The 21,340-nt window shown below is 39.6% G+C and carries 19 protein-coding genes; 8 read left to right on the forward strand and 11 right to left on the reverse strand.

What is annotated here, in order from left to right:
- Both RM347_RS05515 and RM347_RS05520 read right to left on the reverse strand, forming a co-directional pair.
- A partial coding sequence (locus RM347_RS05515) for a hypothetical protein (RefSeq protein ID WP_428850517.1) occupies nucleotides 1-455 on the reverse strand: 455 nt, incomplete at its 3' end.
- A gap of 722 nt (nucleotides 456-1,177) precedes the next feature.
- On the reverse strand, nucleotides 1,178-1,327 hold the full coding sequence (locus RM347_RS05520) for a hypothetical protein (RefSeq protein WP_322717367.1): 150 nt from the start codon (nucleotides 1,325-1,327) through the stop codon (nucleotides 1,178-1,180).
- Nucleotides 1,328-1,353: 26 nt separating this feature from the next.
- Here RM347_RS05520 and RM347_RS05525 point away from each other — a divergent pair, with 26 nt between their 5' ends.
- Nucleotides 1,354-4,290 (forward strand): DUF4157 domain-containing protein, encoded by a 2,937-nt coding sequence (locus tag RM347_RS05525; protein WP_322717368.1) that lies wholly within the window; start codon nucleotides 1,354-1,356, stop codon nucleotides 4,288-4,290.
- Nucleotides 4,291-4,455: 165 nt separating this feature from the next.
- Here RM347_RS05525 and RM347_RS05530 read toward each other — a convergent pair whose 3' ends face one another.
- From RM347_RS05530 to RM347_RS05540, 3 genes are all read right to left on the reverse strand, one after another.
- On the reverse strand, nucleotides 4,456-6,384 hold the full coding sequence (locus RM347_RS05530; protein ID WP_322717369.1) for an ABC-F family ATP-binding cassette domain-containing protein: 1,929 nt from the start codon (nucleotides 6,382-6,384) through the stop codon (nucleotides 4,456-4,458).
- A 72-nt stretch (nucleotides 6,385-6,456) separates the two neighbouring features.
- Nucleotides 6,457-6,873, reverse strand: a complete 417-nt coding sequence (locus RM347_RS05535) for a DUF1824 family protein (protein WP_322717370.1) — start codon at nucleotides 6,871-6,873, stop codon at nucleotides 6,457-6,459.
- A gap of 176 nt (nucleotides 6,874-7,049) precedes the next feature.
- Nucleotides 7,050-7,898 (reverse strand): prohibitin family protein, encoded by an 849-nt coding sequence (locus RM347_RS05540; protein WP_322717371.1) that lies wholly within the window; start codon nucleotides 7,896-7,898, stop codon nucleotides 7,050-7,052.
- A 219-nt stretch (nucleotides 7,899-8,117) separates the two neighbouring features.
- On the opposite strand from RM347_RS05540, the gene RM347_RS05545 reads away from it, so the two are divergent.
- Complete coding sequence (locus tag RM347_RS05545; RefSeq protein WP_322717372.1) at nucleotides 8,118-9,926, forward strand: ABC transporter ATP-binding protein; 1,809 nt, start codon at nucleotides 8,118-8,120, stop codon at nucleotides 9,924-9,926.
- A 38-nt stretch (nucleotides 9,927-9,964) separates the two neighbouring features.
- Entirely contained in the window at nucleotides 9,965-10,393 is a 429-nt protein-coding gene (gene ccmS, locus RM347_RS05550) for a beta-carboxysome assembly chaperone CcmS (RefSeq protein WP_322717373.1), read from the forward strand.
- A 66-nt stretch (nucleotides 10,394-10,459) separates the two neighbouring features.
- On the opposite strand, the gene RM347_RS05555 is transcribed toward ccmS, so the two are convergent.
- From RM347_RS05555 to RM347_RS05565, 3 genes are all read right to left on the reverse strand, one after another.
- Nucleotides 10,460-12,178 carry a HEAT repeat domain-containing protein gene (locus tag RM347_RS05555; RefSeq protein ID WP_322717374.1) on the reverse strand — a complete coding sequence of 573 codons (1,719 nt, stop codon included), beginning with the start codon at nucleotides 12,176-12,178 and terminating at the stop codon, nucleotides 10,460-10,462.
- A gap of 112 nt (nucleotides 12,179-12,290) precedes the next feature.
- A complete protein-coding gene (locus RM347_RS05560) occupies nucleotides 12,291-12,698 on the reverse strand; it encodes a helix-turn-helix domain-containing protein (RefSeq protein WP_322717375.1) in 408 nt (135 codons plus the stop codon).
- Nucleotides 12,699-12,925: 227 nt separating this feature from the next.
- Nucleotides 12,926-13,228 carry a type II toxin-antitoxin system HigB family toxin gene (locus tag RM347_RS05565; protein ID WP_322717376.1) on the reverse strand — a complete coding sequence of 101 codons (303 nt, stop codon included), beginning with the start codon at nucleotides 13,226-13,228 and terminating at the stop codon, nucleotides 12,926-12,928.
- 246 nt (nucleotides 13,229-13,474) lie between these two features.
- On the opposite strand from RM347_RS05565, the gene RM347_RS05570 reads away from it, so the two are divergent.
- A complete protein-coding gene (locus RM347_RS05570) occupies nucleotides 13,475-14,068 on the forward strand; it encodes an acyltransferase (protein WP_322717377.1) in 594 nt (197 codons plus the stop codon).
- A gap of 47 nt (nucleotides 14,069-14,115) precedes the next feature.
- Here the strand turns inward: RM347_RS05570 and RM347_RS05575 are convergent, their stop codons facing one another.
- Nucleotides 14,116-15,498 carry a cytochrome P450 gene (locus RM347_RS05575; protein WP_322717559.1) on the reverse strand — a complete coding sequence of 461 codons (1,383 nt, stop codon included), beginning with the start codon at nucleotides 15,496-15,498 and terminating at the stop codon, nucleotides 14,116-14,118.
- 261 nt (nucleotides 15,499-15,759) lie between these two features.
- Here RM347_RS05575 and RM347_RS05580 point away from each other — a divergent pair, with 261 nt between their 5' ends.
- Together RM347_RS05580 and RM347_RS05585 are read left to right on the forward strand one after the other, a co-directional pair.
- Nucleotides 15,760-16,392, forward strand: a complete 633-nt coding sequence (locus RM347_RS05580) for a ParA family protein (protein ID WP_322717378.1) — start codon at nucleotides 15,760-15,762, stop codon at nucleotides 16,390-16,392.
- A 2-nt stretch (nucleotides 16,393-16,394) separates the two neighbouring features.
- Nucleotides 16,395-17,018, forward strand: a complete 624-nt coding sequence (locus RM347_RS05585; protein ID WP_322717379.1) for a hypothetical protein — start codon at nucleotides 16,395-16,397, stop codon at nucleotides 17,016-17,018.
- Nucleotides 17,019-17,096: 78 nt separating this feature from the next.
- Here the strand turns inward: RM347_RS05585 and RM347_RS05590 are convergent, their stop codons facing one another.
- Together RM347_RS05590 and RM347_RS05595 are read right to left on the reverse strand one after the other, a co-directional pair.
- Entirely contained in the window at nucleotides 17,097-18,116 is a 1,020-nt protein-coding gene (locus RM347_RS05590; RefSeq protein ID WP_322717380.1) for an acyltransferase family protein, read from the reverse strand.
- Nucleotides 18,117-18,579: 463 nt separating this feature from the next.
- Entirely contained in the window at nucleotides 18,580-19,470 is an 891-nt protein-coding gene (locus tag RM347_RS05595) for an alpha/beta fold hydrolase (RefSeq protein WP_322717381.1), read from the reverse strand.
- A gap of 293 nt (nucleotides 19,471-19,763) precedes the next feature.
- On the opposite strand from RM347_RS05595, the gene RM347_RS05600 reads away from it, so the two are divergent.
- Both RM347_RS05600 and RM347_RS05605 read left to right on the forward strand, forming a co-directional pair.
- Entirely contained in the window at nucleotides 19,764-20,075 is a 312-nt protein-coding gene (locus RM347_RS05600; protein WP_094352432.1) for a BMC domain-containing protein, read from the forward strand.
- Nucleotides 20,076-20,156: 81 nt separating this feature from the next.
- Complete coding sequence (locus RM347_RS05605) at nucleotides 20,157-20,504, forward strand: carbon dioxide-concentrating mechanism protein CcmK (RefSeq protein ID WP_012409276.1); 348 nt, start codon at nucleotides 20,157-20,159, stop codon at nucleotides 20,502-20,504.
- Nucleotides 20,505-21,340: the final 836 nt, after the last annotated feature.

Consider the following 21,340-nt stretch of genomic DNA (forward strand, 5'->3'; position numbering starts at 1 on the left):
CATAAGTTGTGGAACCATTCCCATAAGTTGTGGAACCATTCCCATAAGTTGTGGAACCATTCCCATAAGTTGTGGAACCACTCCCGTAAGTTGTGAGATTGCTCCAGTTTGTTGGGGAGTGCGTAGACGCAAAGTGATTTATTGCTAGATATCGCTGCGTAAGCAAAGCTCAACTTAGGCGATCGCGTAGTATTCTGTAGGAAAAACCGATATAGGCGATCGCATTTTATGGAAGGGCGATCGCGATCGCAAGTTAGGCAAATCCAATTGCTGTGTTGTACCCCACAAGCCTGAATCGCACGGGCAATTTCTGCCGTTGCTGTTTGACCCCCTAATGCAAAGATAACTGGAAACAATACTTTAATATCTTGCAGCAAATGAGAGCAAGTGCGAATAGATATAGCAATCCTATTTAATTTGTGAAAATTGCAAGCCGCAGATTCCCGACTTCTCAAAGAAATTGGGAATCTTGTTTCTCACAAGTGATTCAGGATTGCTATAATTCTTCATTTGTTAATTTCAGCAGTGAATAATTTCTAAGTATTTTTACCGTATATTTTTTCTTATCAACTAATCTTAATGACCAAACCAGAATGCGATCGCTCAATTTATGATTTTGTCTAAGGTTCAGATTGGGCATAGTATTTTTGTCTTTCCAGAGTGACCAAAGAGGGATTATAGTTAAAAAAAGCAAAAAGCCACGCGATCGTAAACGTAAGTATAGCAACAGAGTTAACGTATCTGATTTCACAAATTTTGTCTATCTTAAAGAGGTTGAGCCTGGTATCAATGGTATCAAACTCAACGCAACCAAAGTCTTGCATATCTCTTTAAAATAACTGGCGCGGCTGTGCAAATAAAAAAGTTGTAAAAACAAGGGAAAATATGAAATTGCCAAAAACTTCCTCATCCATCTTTTCCAATTCTCCAGCACCAGAAAAAAACCTTCAATTGGCGTATAGACCGTTTGGGAGCCAAATTCAAAAAGTATCAGTTTCACCCAAATTGCAAACAGACATAGATGATGTTGCCTTTACAGAGCAAAAAATGGAGGCAACGAGACTGGAGTTACAGGCCAAGCATAAGACGATTACACCAGAGGGGCAGGAACGGCTGACTGTATTGCAAGCCAAGATGGATGGATTATTGAATTCTCGACTGGAACACGCAACTCAATTTAGTCATAACTTTGCCAATATTCCACTAAGAAGACCAGATACACCAACACTAATTCAGGAAAAACTGACGATTGGGGAGCCTGGAGATAAGTATGAGCAGGAAGCTGACGCAACAGCACGTCAGGTGGTGCAAAAGATTCATCAGCCACAGAGTGAGAAACTTCAGCGAGAAGAATTGCCTGATGAAGAAGAATTGCGAATGACATCAGAGGGTAGTATCCAGCAAAAGGAATTGCCTGAAGAAGAGAAAAAACAATTACAAATGAAACCTTTGGGAGAAACTCCTCCACTGCAACGGGAAGAACTGCCTGATGAAGAAGATGAACTGCAAATGAAGCCGATGGTGCAACCTGTGACAGGCGGCGGTATGGCAGCATCACCTAATTTGTCAGCAGACATACAACGGGCTAGGGGTAGTGGACAGCCGTTGGCTGACAGCATCAGAGTACCGATGGAGCAGGCATTTGGTGCAGATTTTAGTGGAGTGCGGATTCATACTGGTTCCCAAGCTAACCAGTTGAATCAGTCGATACAGGCGAAGGCATTTACAACGGGACAGGATGTTTTCTTTCGGCAGGGGACGTATGAGCCAAGGAGCCAGGGAGGGCAAGAATTGTTGGCGCATGAATTGACTCATGTGGTGCAGCAGAGTGGTGGCGCAGTACAAAGAGAAACTACTGTTCAAGGTAAATTAAGAGACACTATAAAACCACCAGCGTATCAACAAGCGCCAGTTTACTCACCCGCTATTAGTATGGCTCAAACACAGAGTATCCAATGCTTGCGAACTACAAACGAGTTAAAGTCTGACTTCAGTCAAAGAAAATTAATGGGGCTATTCAACAAGCCAAACAAAGATTTGCAAGAAGTGTTCACTGCTCTTGATGCTTACCATACCCATTACAAAGCCAATGGGGTAATTAGTGATGATTCAAGAAATAGAGAAGAACAAGGAGAAAGTATAAAAACTTACTTGGGTATACTTCTCAATAAGACAAATACTTATGTTGATAAACACAAGAAAGGAAAAAAGACTCACGATATCAAGGAATTGTTAACTGATTCTATAAAAGAGCAGAGAAATATTGATGAAGTTGTCCACAGTCCTCAATACACGAATCAGGAGTGGAAAGATGTTCTTCCTAAATGGGAAGAACTGAAATTTAAAGAGATTGAAAAGCAGAAACCGAAAACTAAAGAAGACCTTGACAAGATTGCTGACCAATCAACTTATAAATACCTGTCAAAGATAGTAAATCAAGATCTATACGGTCAGGAATATAGAAGTTCATCTAAGACAACAGAGACTTTTATGAACACAGTCTTAGAAGATTTATCTGAAAGACAGGAAAAACTAAAGACATTAAAAAATCCAGAAGAAATAGCTGAACAAGAAGAATGGATAAAAATGCTAAAGGAAAAAATAATAGACCAAAAAATTAAATTCAATCCAGACACCGGGAAATTAGAAACAGATGTATCAAAATATAAAGTCGAATATCTAACAACAGAACACGAACAAAATCAATTTCGTCTCACTATTACAGGCGGTCAGCTATATCAGAATAAACTGAAGTTTGATACTACCAATATGTTTACTACATTTCAAGGTAGAGGATGGTCACTCTATGTAATGGATCCAAATGGAGAATTCTATGCAGGTTCTTCCAAAGTTGGGTTATTTCACCATTCCAGTTTCCTCGCTGGGGGTGCTGTGGCGGGTGCGGGTGAACTAAAGACAGATTCATCTGGATCTCTTAAGCAAATTAACAACAAAAGTGGTCATTACCAACCCGATCAAGATCAGATGTTCCAGGTACTGACTCAGTTAAAGAATAAAGGAGTAGATCTGAATATTCCACTTTTTCTGATGAATCAAACAGATACATACCCAGGTGGTGCAGCTAATTTTTATAAAGATTATGAAAAAGCGGAAGCTAACGACAAGAAAAGAAGAAAGGAAAGTGAAATCCGCTCGTCAATACCTCGTACTGATCAAGACCTAAATGAAATTGCCAAGAGTTCACTTTATAAAGATTTGCTAAAAGTAGAAGATCAATACATCAACCAAGGAAATGAAGAGTTTGTCTCGTCAGAGAAATCCGTACTAAAAAATGCCAAACAAACAATAGAAGATTTGATTAAACTTGAAAATGAGTTAAAAGAACTTGAGGAATCAATAAATTTAGAGGATCTAAACGAGCAAAGAAAAATACTCCTCGAAAAGAAAATAGCGGGGAAAAAGTCGTTAAAAGCATGGTATTTAAACAAATTAGAAGACCAAGGATTCAAACTAAAAGATTCGTCAACGAAGGAAGTAGATGAATCTCAGTTTGCTAATTACAAAACTCAGTACCTAACCACTCAACCAGAACGGGAGCAATTCCACCTCTCAATTAACAGTAAATTCTCCCAGAATGGTAAGCCTTTCAATACTACCAATATGTATACGGCATTCTGGGGCAGAGGTGCAGCTATCTATGTGATGGATCCTAATGGTGAATTTTATGCAAATTCGCACAAAATTGGACAATTCCATCATTCCAGTTTCTTTGCTGGTGGTGCTGTAGCAGGCGCAGGTGAATTAAAGACTGATTCATCCGGTGAACTTCAAGCGATTAGCAACAAGACTGGTCACTATCACACAGGTGAAGAACACATTTTCCAAGTTTTAGAGGAGCTTAAAAAACATAATGTAGATATTAAAGTGCCTCTATTGTTAGTGGTCAAGGGGAACAAAGATGGTAACGATCACCCAGGCGGAGCAGAAAAATTCTACACAGATAAAAAGCTGGAGAAGGAACAGGCTGAAAATAAATCAGCAGAGGAAAGCAAGCAGAAAGTTGAGGCTAAAAATAATGACAGCCATGAACGCACCCATAAGTTTGATGATGAAGTAGAGGGAAGCAAGCAGGAAATTAAGGCTGAAAATGATTCAAAAATAGATGTTGACGACTATTCCCGCACTCATAAGTTTGGTGATGAAGTAGAGGGAAGCAAGCAGGAAGTTGAGGCTGAAAATGATTCAAAAATAGATGTTGATGACTACTCCCGTACTCATAAGTTTGGTGATGAAACAGACGAATACAAGCAAGAAGATGACGAAGAATAGAGGATGTCTGAGAAGTATCAAATATTTGTTGATCCCCCCTAACTCCCCTTAAAAAGGGAGGAATAAGAGTCTTAAAGTGGTAGGGTGTGTTAGGCGGAACGCCGTAACGCACCGCAATAGATATTTAAATAGTGCGTTGCGCTTTGCGACAACACACCCTACTTATTAAGACTCTATCTCTGCCAATTCTAACCAGCGTTCAGTCGCCACATCGATCGCGTGCTTGAGCTTTTCTACATGATCATACAATTTCTGCACCTGGCTATAATTCCCCGGTGAGACATTCGCCAGTGTTTTCTCAGTTTCTTCTTTCTCAGCTTCTAGCTGGGCAATTTTACCTTCCAACTGCTCAAATTCTTTTTTCTCCCAATTGGATAACCTCCGCCGCTTGGTATTCTCTACATCCTTGGGTGCAGCCGCACCATTTTGGGTTTCGACATTTTTCGGCTTCTCCTTAGTGTTCGCAGCTTGTTGCTGTGCCTCTTCAGCCTTCTTATAGTCCAGATAAATCGAGTAATTACCTGGATATTGGCGGAGATTACCGCCTTCCTCAAAGGAAAATACTGTGTCGATGGTGCGATCGAGAAAGTAGCGATCGTGAGAAACTACAATTACACACCCGACAAAATCTTCTAAATAATCCTCTAGTACTGCCAATGTCTGAACATCTAAATCGTTCGTCGGTTCATCTAAAATCAAGACATTGGGCGCACTCATCAAAACCCGCAACAGAAATAAACGGCGTTTTTCACCACCCGAAAGTTTACTAATTGGGGCATACTGTTGATTACCAGGAAACAAAAACCGCTCCAACATTTGGGAAGCAGTAATTTGAGTACCATCGGTAATTTTGATAAATTCTCCTTCTTCTTTGATGTAGTCAATCACGCGCTGATTTTCGTTTAAGGCTGTGAGCAATTCTTCAGAATGCTGGTCAAAATAACCGATATGAATTGTAGTCCCAATTTCTGCAATCCCGGAATCTGGCTTAACCTGACCAGTAATAATATCCATTAAAGTGGATTTACCTGCACCATTAGCGCCGATAATGCCGATGCGGTCTTCTGGGCTAAATTCGTAGGTAAAATTATTGATGAGGGTGCGTCCATCATAGGCTTTAGAAATGTTATTTAATTCAATAACCTTTTTGCCAATCCGACGACCAACTGTCGAAATATCAACTTTACCCTGAACTTGTTTAAATTCAGTATCCCGCAGAGCATGAGCGCGGTCAATTCTAGCTTTTTGCTTAGTACTTCTGGCTTTCGGCCCTTTTTTGAGCCATTCCAACTCGCGCCGCAACAAGCCTTGGTGTTTACGTTGACTACTTACGGCAGATTCTTCAGCTAGAGCCTTCTTTTCCAGGTAATATGAGTAGTTACCTGTATAGGTGTAAATGTCGCCTCGGTCGATTTCCACGATCCGGTTGGTAACTCGATCTAGAAAATAGCGATCGTGGGTGATGAGAAAAAGTGCGCCGCGATAGCGATTTAAATAACTTTGTAACCACTCTACAGAAAGAGCATCAAGATGGTTTGTCGGCTCATCCATGAGCAAAACATCGGGTTCTGATAGCAAGGCTGATGCTAAAGCAATGCGCTTGCGATAACCTCCAGATAAAGTACTTATCTTGGCATCAAAGTCAGAGATTCCTAATTTTGTGAGGATGATTTTGGCATTTGTTTCTAGTTCCCAAGCACCAGTTGTATCCATCCGTTGCATTACGGCAGAAAGGCGAGACATTAGTTGACTATCATCTGGATAGTGAACCAATTTATCAGAAAGTTCTTCATACTCACCTACCAAAGCCATGTGTTCGCCACTGTCGGCGAAAACTTGCTCTAAAACTGTGTGATTTTCATCTAAATCTGGCTGCTGAGGTAAGTAGATAATTTTAGAACCGGAGTTGATTAAAATTTGACCGCTATCAATCGATTCTAGACCTGCGATCATTTTTAATAGGGTTGATTTACCAGAACCGTTAGTACCGATTAAACCAACTTTATCGGTAGCATCAAGGCTAAAGCTAGCATCTTTTAAAATTTCCTTGATGCCAAAGTCTTTTTTTACTGATTGTAGTGTAATAATACTCATAAGATTGAAGTAGTTAATTATTTTTCATTAGTGAGTAGGCAAGGCTCATACCCTACCTACATTTGCTGAATTTTATACAAATAAATCCAAGGGAAGGTGTCCATACATTTCGTTGATTCCCTGTTCGTCATAAGACTGGCAAGATACTAATACACCACGATGATGTCCATCATAGGAATCGAGATAACACAAACCATTTTTCCCATTTAATTTGATATAAACTGGGCCTTCAGGTGTAAGTAAATTGTTTGGTGGTTCATAACCCAAAGCCAAAGAATAGGTCTTCATTGCCAATATTCCTTCTTCTGCTGTATCAGCACAAATTCCTAAAATTTGGTAATCAGCAAGCTTGGTGAGCAAAATTAAGGCATTACGAACTACAACTTTTTCTGATAGCTTGAGGATAGGGGCAATGTCTAGACAGTTGAATTTGTTCAGTAATTTTTTCGCTTCTTCAGCGGTGAGATTCTGAGGATTGGGGGTTGACATAAACTTCGATTATTATCTTGTTGGTTTTTCTGTTGTGTTTGAGTTGGGACTAGCCCAACTTATACCATTTTGGATTTTAGATTTTGGATTGGGAATCGTCTAGGTGTTGTAAAACTTGTCTGAGGTGAGAGCAAATTTTAGAATTTTAGAGCTTGTTATTTAATGCTCACTCCCTTTTACGGTTGATTTTGGACATTCCCAAGGTTGAATATGAAGGGAACGCCACTTTTTGAGTCACCACCCATAACCAGGACTTTGGGCATCTGAGCACCGCCAGTCTTCCAAGCTTCAATTGCTTCTTTTTGCAGAACTAACTGCCCTCCTTGGGCTTTGAGTGTCTCTGCTAAGAGTCTTTGAGCTTCTGCCCTACCTTTGGCGCGATTCACATCTGCTTGTGCTTCTTGTTCTGCTTCACGTGCTACATAAACGGCTCTTTGCGCCCGTTGTTCAGCAATTTGTTTTTCTTCGACTGCTCTGGCAAATTCTGGTGAGAATGCTAAATCAACTACGCTAGTATCTAACACAATTATCCCATATTTGTCTAAGCGATCGCCTAAGGCATTATCAAAGTCTTCTTTCAATTCACTTCTTTTGGTAATCGCTTCTTCTACTGTTCTTCTGGCTGCGGCAATTTTAAATGCTTCTTGTGTCTGGGGGGCGATGATTTTCGATACAATATTCTCTAATGTTCCTTGTTTCCTTCTGACTTCAACTACCTTGATAGGGTCGAGGCGAAAGTTAATTGCAAATCTCGCAGATAAATTTTGCAAATCTTTAGTGGAACTTTCCGCTGGTACTTCAAACTTTTGCACCGTCAAATCATATACATCTATCACGGTGATAAAAGGTGGTTTTAAGTGAATACCTTCCAATAAAGCACCATCTCTCGCCTTACCCAAGATGCTGATCACTCCTGCTTGTCCTGGGTTGATAATGATAAAGGAATTTAACCCAATAATCACGAGTATTGCTAACACAATTCCGAAAACTGTGGTTTGCCAATTTCCCAATTGCTGATTTTTCAAATTCCTCTCTCCAATATGAATTAGTCATTGGTCATTGGTCATTTGTCATTTGTCATTGGTCATTAAGCATGGTTATTCCCCTTGTTCCCAGTCTTTGAGTAAACTCAGTTACTAGTTTAAGTTTCTCATTAGTCTGTCTGAATCAATCTTCAGACTCAGGATTTAAGACTCAAGACTTTGTTCCGTGGTAATATCAGTGACACGAAACCGCAAAAAGCCGTGGCTACTGCATTAAAATCTCATCGGGCATCAAGAAGGCGTAAACATTCAATGCATCCTCTCCAGCGTTTGCTTGAGTATGGACACCAATATCGTAAACAAATTTGGCTGGCGACTACTTATTCTATCCTCAATAAATTTTTCGACTTGGCACCACCCGGCTTAATTGGCGTGGCGGTGGATGTGGTAGTTAAGCAACAGGATTCCATAATTGCACAGTTAGGGGTACGGGATGTCTTTGGACAATTTTTGATTATTTCCTTCCTAACTGTGGTCATTTGGATACTAGAATCGGTTTTTGAGTATGCCTACGCTCGACTTTGGCGGAATTTGGCTCAGAATATTCAGCATGACTTGCGTTTGGATGCATACAAACATTTGCAAGAGTTGGAATTGGCTTATTTTGAAGAACGCAGCACTGGCGGTTTAATGTCTATCCTCAGTGATGATATTAACCAATTAGAGCGGTTTTTGGATGGAGGAGCGAATGATATTATCCAAGTTTCTGCAACGGTTCTAATTATTGGCGCTGCTTTCTTTATTCTGGCTCCTAGTGTAGCGTGGATGGCTTTGTCACCGATGCCATTTATCCTCTGGGGTTCTTTTGCTTACCAACGACTGCTTGCGCCTCGCTACGCTGATGTCCGCGAAAAGGTAGGTTTTCTCAATTCGCGGTTGTCGAACAATATCAGCGGAATTACTACTATTAAAAGCTTCACATCTGAAGCTTATGAAGCCTCTCGTTTGGAATTAGATAGTGACGCTTATCGCCACAGTAACTCTAAAGCAATTACTCTTTCTGCTGCTTTTGTACCGCTAATTCGGATGCTGATTTTGGTGGGTTTCACGGCATTACTTTTGTATGGCGGGATGGCAGCGGTTTCTGGAGCCATGTCTGTAGGTACTTACAGCGTATTAGTGTTTTTAATCCAGCGATTGCTGTGGCCTTTAACTAGATTAGGCGAAACTTTTGACCAATATCAAAGGGCAATGGCTTCTACTAATCGAGTTATGAATTTGTTAGATACTCCTATCGCTATTCATACCGGTGATGTAGCGTTACCTGTGGATGAAGTACGCGGTGAAGTGCAATTTAACAATGTTTATTTTGCCTATAAAGATAGATTTCCAGTGATTAAAAATCTGTCTTTGGATATTCCGGCGGGGAAAACCATTGCAATTGTCGGTTCTACCGGTTCTGGTAAAAGTACTTTAGTCAAACTTTTGTTGCGGTTATATGAAGTGCAAGCTGGAAGCATTACTCTGGATGGCATTGATTTGCAAAATTTGAATTTGCAAGATTTACGCCGCTGCATCGGTTTGGTGAGTCAAGATGTCTTTCTATTTCATGGCACTGTAGCGGAGAATATTGCTTATGGTAGTTTTGAGACTAGAGAGCAAGAGATTATCACGGCGGCGAAGGTAGCTGAGGCGCACGAATTTATTATTAACTTGCCCGAAGGTTATGAGACAATTGTGGGGGAAAGAGGACAAAAGTTATCTGGTGGGCAAAGACAACGGATTGCGATCGCACGCGCAGTCTTAAAGAATCCACCAATTTTGATTTTAGATGAAGCAACCTCGGCGGTAGATAATGAGACAGAAGCGGCAATCCAGCGATCGCTAGAACGGATTACAGTAGATAGAACTACAATTGCGATCGCTCATCGTCTTTCCACCATCCGCAATGCCGATTGCATTTATGTCATGGAACATGGGAAATTAGTAGAGTCGGGAACCCATGAGCAATTGCTGGAGCAAGACGGGATTTATTCCGGTCTCTGGCGTGTACAGTCAGGTTTGAGATAAGTTTCGCCTATTGTCTGTGTCTTCATTACGAATTATTTATGTTTTTTGGTAATAGTCAACCAGAATCAGGTGATAACAAGTGGCGTCGCCAGTTGGATAAGTTTGTGAAAGCAAATCAGCAAGAGTTGGCGGCGCTGTTTTGGGGATTGTGGTTAGCAAATGGTGATAGTAAGGGTACTGTTGGTATTGATTTGCAACCAACACCGCATTTTGTTTATTGTCCGAAAGTACAGATAGAGAATTTAAATATTAGAGTTGAGAATCGGCTGCAAGAAATATTGGGAATTGTTGAGAATCATAAGCCGGAAGTGGAAGTTGTGATGATTGGGATTGGGAAGGGGGAAATTAAGTTAATTCAGTTTGCACCGGAACCAGCGCCACCGATTTGTTTTGAGGAAGTTGGGAAAGATGTGGATGGGTTATTGGATGTGCTGGAAGAGAGGATGAGGGGGGAAATTGTTTTTTAACGCAAAGGAGCGCGGAGGGAAGCGCAGAGGTTCACAAAGGAAGAGGAAGAACTCTGCGCTTATTGTTTAGTTGATTGCTTTGTAGAAATCTTGGTAAGTCATATTCTCGGCACAATGCCAGATAATGTTAAACACAGCCTCGTAGCAATAAGAACTATTTTTGTAACATGGTTCGCTCAAATAGTCTTTTAACGCTATGACAAGTTCGGGTAAATGTTCGCTTTTGAGTATGTTTGTTAAGGTTTCTGCGATATTTAAAAGATATTCATCCTCAGAGGCTTGATGCTGAGTAGTTTCAAATATCTGGGATAACGTTGTGATAGCCACTTTATTACCTATAGCGATTCCAGTTTTATTTTCTGGATCGATTTTCAGTAAATACGTTACAACGCGATTTATAAGAGATGCACTTGCAGAAGTTTCGAGGATATAGGCTAGACTCTTGAGTGCAACTGCATTACCTGGATCGATTTGCCATAAAGCCTGAGCTGCATCAAAGCAGATTGTATCACCCTGGTTAATCTGCAAAAATTTTATCAAAGAGGCGATCGCAATTGAATTACCCACAGCAATTTTTCCCAAATCCCTGATTGCGAAAAAATTTATTTCTTCGCTCAATGTTGTCTCTATGGTTTGGACTAACGAGGCGATCGCAGTTTCATCACCAACTGATATTTCCTCAAAATTTTGACTTATTTGGCAGAATGTTTGTTTATTTTCAACAGCTGGTGTTAGCCTTGTTAAGTTCGTAGTGTTAATTGCTACTCTATTACCTGAATCCAATTCTCTTAGACGAAAAGTAGCTCTACGGCGCAATAATTCATTCTGAGTGGTTTTAATTCTCTCAGTTAGAATAGTAATTGCAGCTTTGTTACCTGGGTCAATTGCCATTAGATATGCGATAGACATATCGAGCAAAGATGGAGTCTCAGTAGTTTCGAGAATCTGGACTAAAGTATTTAACGCTATGGCATTACCTGGATCAATATCCCATAAAGCCTTAGCTGCATGTAAAAAAATCACATCATCTTTGTACTTTTGGATGAAATCAATCAGGGTAGCGATCGCAATTCGATTGCCATTAGCTATCTTTCCTAAAGCTCTAATCGCATCCTGATATATATCTTCTAAAGTCAAGTACCCATTTGTTGTGATCTCATCAGGCTTCATCTTAATAAATTTGATTAAAGCAGCGATCGCAGTTTCATTACCATAGCCAATTTTCCCTAAGCTACCAATTCCAAACCACCAATAGTCAGATTTATCTTGCTTCATTAGCAGTAATAAAGCTGTGATCGCACTTTTATTACTCAAATCGAGTTCTCCTAGCTTCTCGGCTGCAAGTCTAAGAACTGTGCGACTTTCAGTAGTATGAACCAAATGCACAAAGGCAGCAATTACTCGTTTTCTGTCAGTTAATTCCAGAGTTTTTCTGGCTGTCTTCACCAATGGTTTTGGTAGTATCTGCCAATCTCGCTTATCTTGCCGAAAATAGGCATAACTCCATTTGAGCAGTTGTTCTACAATTGCATCACCCAAGCTACATTCTGGGAACTGGGATAAAGCCTCAGCTGCCAAAAAGTAGGCGCGATAACGATAAAAATCTCCGCAACCGTCATCAAAATCTATTAAAGCTTGGATAAAATCTTCTTTTTGCTGCTTATCCACATCCTCTTGGCTGAACCAGTGGAGAATATCTGCTTTCCACTCCGGCTCAAAGATGCGGTAAATGCCTTGATTTAAATTGCTGCGATCGTGGTTAAAGAAATACTGCCAATCATGCATTGCCTCCTACCCACTTCGAGATGTGGGACGAAAGGGACTTAAATGAATCTTGCTACATCAGTTGGCTTGCTGTCAAGTCTGGACGCGATGAGGATCTGTAAAGTTTTCACTCTTATGATTCAAAAAAAGCAGCTGGGGAAATATGAAAAAACTCCGCAAGTTTGCCAATATGGTTAACTGTCAGCTTGCGCTGTCCACTCAAAACTTCAGATACAATAGACTCGGTTTTAAAGATAGGAATTAAGTCTTTCTGTCGCAAACCAAATTCGGCTATCAACGCTTGAAGTAATTCTACGCCATGAATATCAGGTATAGAATGATGTTTTTGTTCATACTCATAAACCAGAGTACCTAAAACATTGAGATAGTCTTGTTCATCTGGTGTTAATTCACCTTTATCAATCAAGGAATCAATGACTTCTTGCGTAGCCAGAAATTCTTCCTCGGAAGTTATGGGACGAGGAGGAAAAGATTTGAGTAATTTAATATACGTTTTAGTAACACGTGTTTCAGGGGTCATTTTGCCAGATATCTGATGTGTTTCAATCCCTAATAGGGATTTTGATTAATTGTAACTCAAACACTTTGGCTCATATTACCATCCAGATATCTAACAGTTTCAATCCCTAATAGGGATTTTGATTTATTATAACTTAGAAATTATATTTATACTGCTGTTCAAATATCTAATGGTTTCAATCACTAAAAACGATTTTTTAAAATGTTACCCTAAGAGAATGGTTAGCATCAAGCGAACCAACGATCATTTTTCCAGTCATCTTTGTCATATTCGGCATGTGTCAGTATATGGCGAATAAAAACTTTTTGATATTCGTAATCCACTAAAGTAATCAGTCGATAATTATTACCACTGATGTTAAAAACTGTGAAATTACCAACTTGATCTGCTGATGGAAAAGTTTGGCGTAACTCTACCAAATTCTGCCACTCTGCTACAGATGTAAGTTTGTACCATAAGCGTAGGCTAGTTTGTGCATTAGAGTGCTTTTCCCAGAACTCAGAAAGTCTTGCACGACTGATGATGTGCATAAATTTTTATTAAATAGTATTTTTTCATAGCAGTATCTTTTGGTTTTTGGTCGGATAGGAGATGATCTTAGCAAATTAGGAAATTATTATGGGCATTGTCTAGTCAGATTTTTAATAAAGGGTATTCACACGAGAGAAAATACTCTCATTGGGGAAAACTAATAAATATGAAGGGTGCTAAAGTACCTGCGTCGTTTTCTTTCCCTGGTTGAAAGCCAGAAAGTTCTTAAACTTCCGTGAGGTTTTATGAAAGAGATCAAAAATAAAATTACAAATAAATTAGAGCGGCTATTGGAACAATGGTTAGTACCTCGTCTGGTACGGTGGGGAGAATATCTAGAAACCAAAATCAGGCGCTACAAGCATCAAGAACTGAAGAGTCAATTAAAATTTAGTGGCTCAGGTCTACGATTTAAGCGAGACTTGAGAATTGAACACCCGCAAAATGTATCTCTGGGAAATAAAGTCTACATTGGACAAGATGTCATATTAGATGGACGTGGCGGAATTACAATTGGCGACAATACAACACTTGGATTTAACGTTGTTATTCTGTCTGCAAATCATGACTATCAAAGTAATGATTTGCCCTATGAACATAACGTCTACATTCATAAGCCTGTAGTTATCGGTCGCAATGTTTGGATTGGCGGCAATGTTTTAATTATTCCCGGAGTTTCCATTGGAGATGGTGCGATTGTGGCGGCTGGTACGGTTGTAACTGCTAATGTTGAACCTTTAGCAATTGTTGGGAATCAACCGATGAGAACAATTAAATACCGCGACAAAGAACATTATGAAGAACTCGCCCAGAAGCAAGAGAATCAGGATATCTCGTAATTATTACACGATAGTAGGGTGGGGATAAAAATCCCCACCCTAGTTGCCTAAACGAGGGCTGGCGTATTCGCACGCTTAACTTGAGGTGTTGCAACCATCCGCATTCCGGCGGGTGCGGCTAAAGTTAACCCACGGCGCACAGGACGCACAGGACGCTTATTCATTCGCGATACTTGAAATTCTGACAAAACAGTTGCCAAGACGATTTTCATTTCATACTGGGCAAATGCCATCCCAATACAGCGACGATTACCGCCACCAAAGGGTAAATATTCATAAGGTGAATATTGTCTTTCTAAAAAGCGTTCTGGTTTGAACTGTTTGGATTGTGGATAAACTTCTTCTCGATGATGCGCTAAATAAATACTGGGGATTATTACCGTTCCCTCTCGCAGTTCGTAGCCCATAATTGTAATTGGAGTTTTCACAATCCGCGGGAAAGCAGTCATGACAATTGGGTAAATTCGCAGTGTTTCTTGGCAAACTGCTGTCAAATAGGGCAATTTGGCCACACTACTCAAATCTGGGTTAACTCCAATGGTGTTGAGTTCGTGTAGCAACTTCTCACGCACCTCTGGTAAATAGTCAATCCAGTAAAAAGCCCATGTCAATGCAGAAGCGGTAGTTTCATGTCCCGCAACTAGCAGTGTCATTAACTCGTCGTGTAATTCTTCATCTGACATCCCTTGACCATCGTCGTAACGAGCCGCCATCATCAAACTTAGGATATCTTGGCGATTTTGTTCGGCTTGGGCCCGACGTTCTCGAAGTAAAGCATAAATCAGTTGATCAATTTTTTGCCGTTGTTGCAGAACCCAGCCCCACGGACTCCACGCACCGAAATCTTTTTGCATGAACTGGAAGAAGAAGGCGCTGGACATTATAGGCGAAGTGATGAAGTCTAGTAAGTCACTTAGCGATCGCCTCAGTTCCTCAAACAACTGTCCATCATTCAAACCAAATACAACCCGCAGAATAACACGCAAGGTAATTTCTTGCATCGACTCACGGATATTAAAAGGTTTGCCAATTTGCCATTCATTACTCACCTGTCGGGTTATTTCTCGGATTTCTTGGCCATAAGCCCGCATCCTTTCGCCATGAAAGGGAGGAGCTAAGAGTTGCCGTTGCCGCTGGTGGCGATCGCCATCTGATAACATAAAGGAGCGATCGCCAAGCAAAAAACTTAGTCCTACGTTCCCCCTGCCAACCTCAAAATGGCTGGAATCAGCAGTAAAAATCTGCTCAAGCGCTTGGGGTTGACTAAAGTACACAAGATGGTTATCAGACCGACTACTCCTGATTGTGAAAGTATCGCCATAGATTTTGGCAAAATCATCCACATACTTCACTGGCTGACCAATAAACTTGATCATCCGCAGCCAGCGCGGCATTTGAGGCCCATCAGGCAAATTGTAAGTTGCTGTCATAGAATTTTGGGGAATTGATGGCTGATGAATTTTATTGTTACGAGTTTTCATGATATTTAGGGACACAGAAAGCGGTATATTCATCAATAGAGAGTAGGGAGTGGGCACCGGGGAGTAGAGAGTGGGAAAAAAGGATAATAACTAATTAACTCCTAATGAATAACTCACTACTCGTCCACGATCAAAAAATCCCACAACCAAACATAAAACAGATTTTTTCCCCTACTCCCCATTCCCTACTCCTTTTTTCTAGCTAAAGCAGTGCCAAAAATCATCGCTATTCTCAACGGTAAAGGAGGAGTCGGTAAAACGACTACCGCAGTCAATCTGGCTGCAAACTTTGCGAAGAAAAAAAAGGTGCTGCTGATTGATGCAGATATTCAAGGTTCTGCCAGTTGGTGGTTTGGGCGCAGTCAGCAGGGAATGGGATTTGATTTATCTCAAGAAACAGATCCCACACTTTTAGGTGATTTAGCAAAGATAACAGGTTACGATTTAGTAGTGGTGGATACACCTCCCGCCCTGCGCTCTGAAGCATTAGTGGCGGTAGTTGCGATCGCAGATTATCTAGTTTTGCCTACACCCCCAGCCGCAATGGATTTAGCTGTCCTCGTGGAAACAGTCAAGGAAGCCGTCATCCCCTTGGGAACCGCCCATCGGGTATTGCTCACCAAAGTCGATACGCGCAGTCTGGGGGAAGCAGTAGAAGCAAAAAACACTCTCACTCGTTTAGGTATTCCTACTTGTAATACCTTCATCCGTGCCTATAAAGCTCATGAGCGAGCAGCACTTGAAGGTGTAGCGATTACTCAATGGCGAGGAGGAAACGCACGGGAGGCGGAATTAGACTACCGCCGTGCAGCTGATGAATTACAGCGTGATTGGAGAAAATAATAATGGCTAGGAAACAAAGTCTCTCTGACTTACTACAAGAAGAGGCACAAAAATTTACACCTCCAGATGGTGAATCTGCGATCGAAGTTCCAGCAGAAAAAATTCCCGAAGAACAGGCTTCATCTGATGAGGAATCCTCAGCACAGACACCTGAACTAACTTCTACTAAGCGCACAAGTCCCACTAAGGCTGATTTAGAAGCAACTGTTAAAGAGTTGACAAGTAATCTAGAAACAAGCCACAAAAAAGAAGCATCTCTGGAACAGGAAGTTGCTGATTTGCAATCAAAATTATCTAAACAAAAAACATTCGTATCGGAACAAAAATCATTACTAGAACAGCTAACAAAAGAACTTGACGCAACCAAAAAAACAGCACTGCAACTCGCAGAAGCAAATTCCCAGCTTATAGAAGAAATTAATGCTTTAAAACAAACAGCAGAAGATAAATCTAAACTTGCTGTAGCTGTAAAAGAAACTAGTGCTATAAAACCTGTAAAAGAACACTACAATCCACTTAACTACAAAAAATCACATCGCTCATCAGAAACACTAGCTCAAAATCAACCACAAAATCAACCAAATGAGTATCCTGATAGTTCTAATGAGATGTGGTTACTTGACTAGAGCCAATTAATTTTCGCTCCCCCTTCCCTACCAGGGAAGGGTACTGGAGGATTGGTTTTTGATTGCTGAATCGATTGGCTAAATAACAAACTGTTTTAAACGAGTTAACTTTAATAAATAAATTGATAACACAGTAAAAAATACAACAACAAATCCTTCAGTTAGAAAGATTGTACTCAAAGGAGTTCCAAAAGCTCCTGTATTTATGGCAATTTTATAATTATTAATTAACAAAAAGAACAAATATTGCCAGTATTTATGTAATGAAAATAAACCAAGAGAGTATTTGGATAGTTTTTGTACTAATAAATTATCTTTTATTTCTTTTTGGGAAAAAACATAACAGAAAATAGTCATGGCTCCACAAATAATGGCAATTCTTCCATAGATACTTGAGTAATAGCCAAATGTACGCAAATAGATGTCATGGAATGAAAACAATATAAATGCTATTAAGTAGTAAAATTTGAATCTTAATACTTGAGCGGGAAATTTAGCTAAGTAAAAAGCTATGGGAACATAAATAACAAAATTTATTAGCCAATAATAAGGAATACTGATATTGAGTAAGCAACTGGCTTCAAAATAAAACAAACAAAATATTACTACTGTATAAGATACAATTTTTTTTAGAGAATCTGATTTTATCAGTTGATATAAAAAAGCCAAAGTTGTTAAACAAATAAGATTAAATAGAAAATAGAAAACTGAATCACCGACAATTGGTAAGCTTGGTTCTAAACCTGTAATGAGTTCCCATGAAAAATTAGGAATTTCTCTCGTAGCTACAATAAAAAATATATTTTGAACAATCAACCAAAATAAATAAATTTTAATTAGCTTAGTAATTCTTGTCTGAAAGTATTTTACACCACTTGTTTTTTGAAAAAATAAATAAAGAGAAACAATATAAAAAATCGGAACGGCTGTTAAAGATAATTGCAGTTCCAAATCCCTAATAATTTTGGCTATAAGAAATACGGTAACATGAGTAGAATTATTTATAATAAATTGAAATGGTCGTAAATGCCAAATTAAAACAAAAGCAATGCTTAGTGCTTTTAAGATGTCCAGACTATTATTTCTTTCTATTTTCATAGCTATTTCTCTATAAAATGACTTTCTACAACTTTTCAAATCTATCCAGATTATCTGCATGGCTATAGCTATATAGAAATACCTTTAACCTAGCTCCAAGAGGTTGCAATACAAGGTCTCTACACATACTAAATTTCCACAAGCAATCCTTGACTGAACTGTATTGAGCTATATAGTTCCCTAAAATTAGGTGAAAGTAACAGGAAGAAAATAATGGCTTTTGTACAAGCCGTCATCAATAAAAGTTCAAGTTTGTCCCTCTCAGGCTCGGAGAAGGACGGTTTTACTAAGCAAAACCTCTTAGAAGTCTTTTGATTGGGCTAATGAGACAGACACTATATGAGGCGTCGAATTCACATTAAAAATGCTATAAAAATTAAAATCAAAACTAAGTGTGTTTACCATCCAGAAGATTGGAAAGTAATGGTTGAAACTATTAGAAATTATCTGTGATAACTTAATATCATTCACCACAAAAGTTTAAAATATGCTGGGCAGTGATTTGTGGTTGTTCTAAGTGAGGGAGATGCCCACAATCTTGAATCCAAATGAGGCTACTGTGTGGAATTGCTCTTTTAAACCTTGTGGCATCCCTAGTACCCAAAATTTTATCAGAATCGCCCCACAAAACTAGCGTCTGCTGCACAATTTGTGATAGTGTTTTAAATCTAAATGCACTGTAACCACCACTTTTAGTGAAAGCAATCAAAGCTTGATTCCAACTGGGCATTTGTAGGTGTAATGCGCCACAACACAGTGCATCGACAGAGGCAAGACTTTGATTTTTATATCCAATGCGAGAAACGCGATCGCGCACCTTCATATTACTCAAAAACTGAGTTGCTAAATAATCCAACGGGGGAAACATGAATTTAGTCAATGGTGAACCACCCGCTAACCCCGCACTATCAATTAACACCAGCTTTTTTACCACTTCCGGGTAAGTCAGTGTAAAATCAATCGCTGTCGCCCCTCCCATCGAAGCGCCCACCAAAATTACAGGTTGGTTAATCAGGCTTTTCCAGAAATAATAAAGATGGGTTTTAATCGCAGTTGGGCTATGGGTAATTCCTGAGAGTCTATCTGTAAATCCAAAACCCAACAAATCCACTGCCCACGTTTCATTATTTCCAGAAAGCAGTGGCAAAAGCCGCCGAAATTCTAATACAGAACTGTCAAAGCCGTGAATTAATAAAATAGGAGTTCCACCACTTCCTTGCTTGACATAGGTTGTGGTAACTGGTTGATTAATTAAAGGAGTAGCGATCGCAGTTGTTTGAATACTCCGAGCTAGTGCGATCGAAGTAGGTTCTGTGAGTTGCTCAACTGCCGTAGGAAGAAAATTCGGAAACATAAATTTCAGTTTATCGTACTAGCTTGCCTCGATGCATAACTGATTTTGTTAAACAATAAAGTTACACAATCTAAGATGCTGAGGTATTATTTGTAATATATAAAACTTAAACCAGTGAGTTATCAAAATATTCTAACTCCCAACAGACGCGATTAATCACAGACGCGATCAATCGCGTCTCTACCCACTCCCCAAAAAATATGGCATCAAAGAAAGTTTTCCAAAATGTCAAAATGGGGACTAAACCCACGTACAATTAAAGTCGCTTATCCCTTAATCCAGGAGCTAATGCCATGCCAATGGCGGTTGGCGTAATTGAAACTTTAGGTTTTCCTAGTGTTTTAGCAGCAGCAGATGCAATGGTCAAAGCTGCCGCAGTCACAATTGTGTATTATGGTCAAGCGGAAAGTGCTCGCTTGTTAGTCGCCGTCCGGGGACACGTTTCTGAAGTAAATAGAGCTGTTGAAGCCGGAATCGTAGCGGGAGAGGAAGTAAAAGTTGGTACAGTAATTACCTACTACATCGTTCCTAATCCCCCGGAAAATGTGGAAACCATATTACCAATCCATTTCACCGAGGAATCAGAACCTTTCCGTATGTTCTAAGCAATTTTGCTATCAAAATCTGTAGCGAAGCTTCGTACAATTAACTTGTAGCCCCCAGTTTATTCATACAGGAGATTAATAATGTCATTACAGGCAGTTGGAGCACTTGAAACTAAAGGTTTTCCTGCGGTGCTAGCAGCAGCAGATGCTATGGTAAAAGCTGGTCGAGTTACCCTCGTTGGTTATATCAGAGTAGGTAGCGCTCGTTTTACAGTTAATATTCGTGGCGATGTTTCTGAAGTAAAAGCCGCTATGGCTGCCGGTGTTGAAGCCGCAGAAAATGTTTATGGCGGTACACTTGAATCTTGGGTGATTATTCCTCGTCCCCATGAAAACGTTGAAGCTGTTCTACCAATTGCTTATACAGAACAAGTCCAAGGTTATCGAGAATCTGTAGAAAATCCCATTGTTAGATCGAACAATCGATAGATTTAACCTCCTGCGGGGGAATTCAAAACAAAAACTTCCCATAAATGAATTTAAAGAGAAGTTTTTTGTCAGGCTTCTGACCATCAAAACTTTAGAGGGTTGCATTCTTTCTGTTTTTAAATTTTGCATAAGTTGAATTTTGAAGCAGAGGGAAAGCAACAATCAGAGTCAATAGTCAAAATTAATATTGACTGTTGACTATTCATTTTTGGAAATCTAAAAGTTTTAAGAATAACCGCTAATTTACATATATAGATTTAATAAAATCAAAAATATTACGAAACTTAACTTAATAGGATCTAGTAAGGCTTAATCCTTTCTAACCCTCCTTAAAAAGGAGGGATTAAGCCCATTTTAAGAAGAGCCAGCACTGAAGACAAGTTTCCCGTCGCAGGTGACTGGCGTCTGGCTCTCTCTGCCGACTTTTACTCCTAGGTCGAAGTGTCTCCGAACAGGAGAAGCGATGGCGTAGGTTGGGAGAACCTTCCGGGGCAAAATATCACTAACATCAAGCATATTGAGATTTAACTAAGTATTTTCCTATGTAAAGGATTGTAGAAGGTTGAAACTTATACGGGTGAAATAACGTCAGACATTGAGTTAAATTAGATTCGTTCGTTGTATCTGTTACAAAATGTCAGATTTCCCCGATCCATCTCGTGTAAAGGTGTATCCTCACCACTCTAGGCAGATTTCTGTTCTCAGTTAAAAAACATAACTTTACAAAAAGTTTAAATTAACAGACTTGACCTAAATGCTTTATAGGCAAGGGTTATGGGCATTTTAAATTAAAAGCAAAACATTAATGTAGAAATTTCTGCATAATTTTAGTGAAT

The organism is Nostoc sp. ChiQUE02 (assembly GCF_034531305.2).
Taxonomy (GTDB): Bacteria; Cyanobacteriota; Cyanobacteriia; order Cyanobacteriales; family Nostocaceae; genus Nostoc.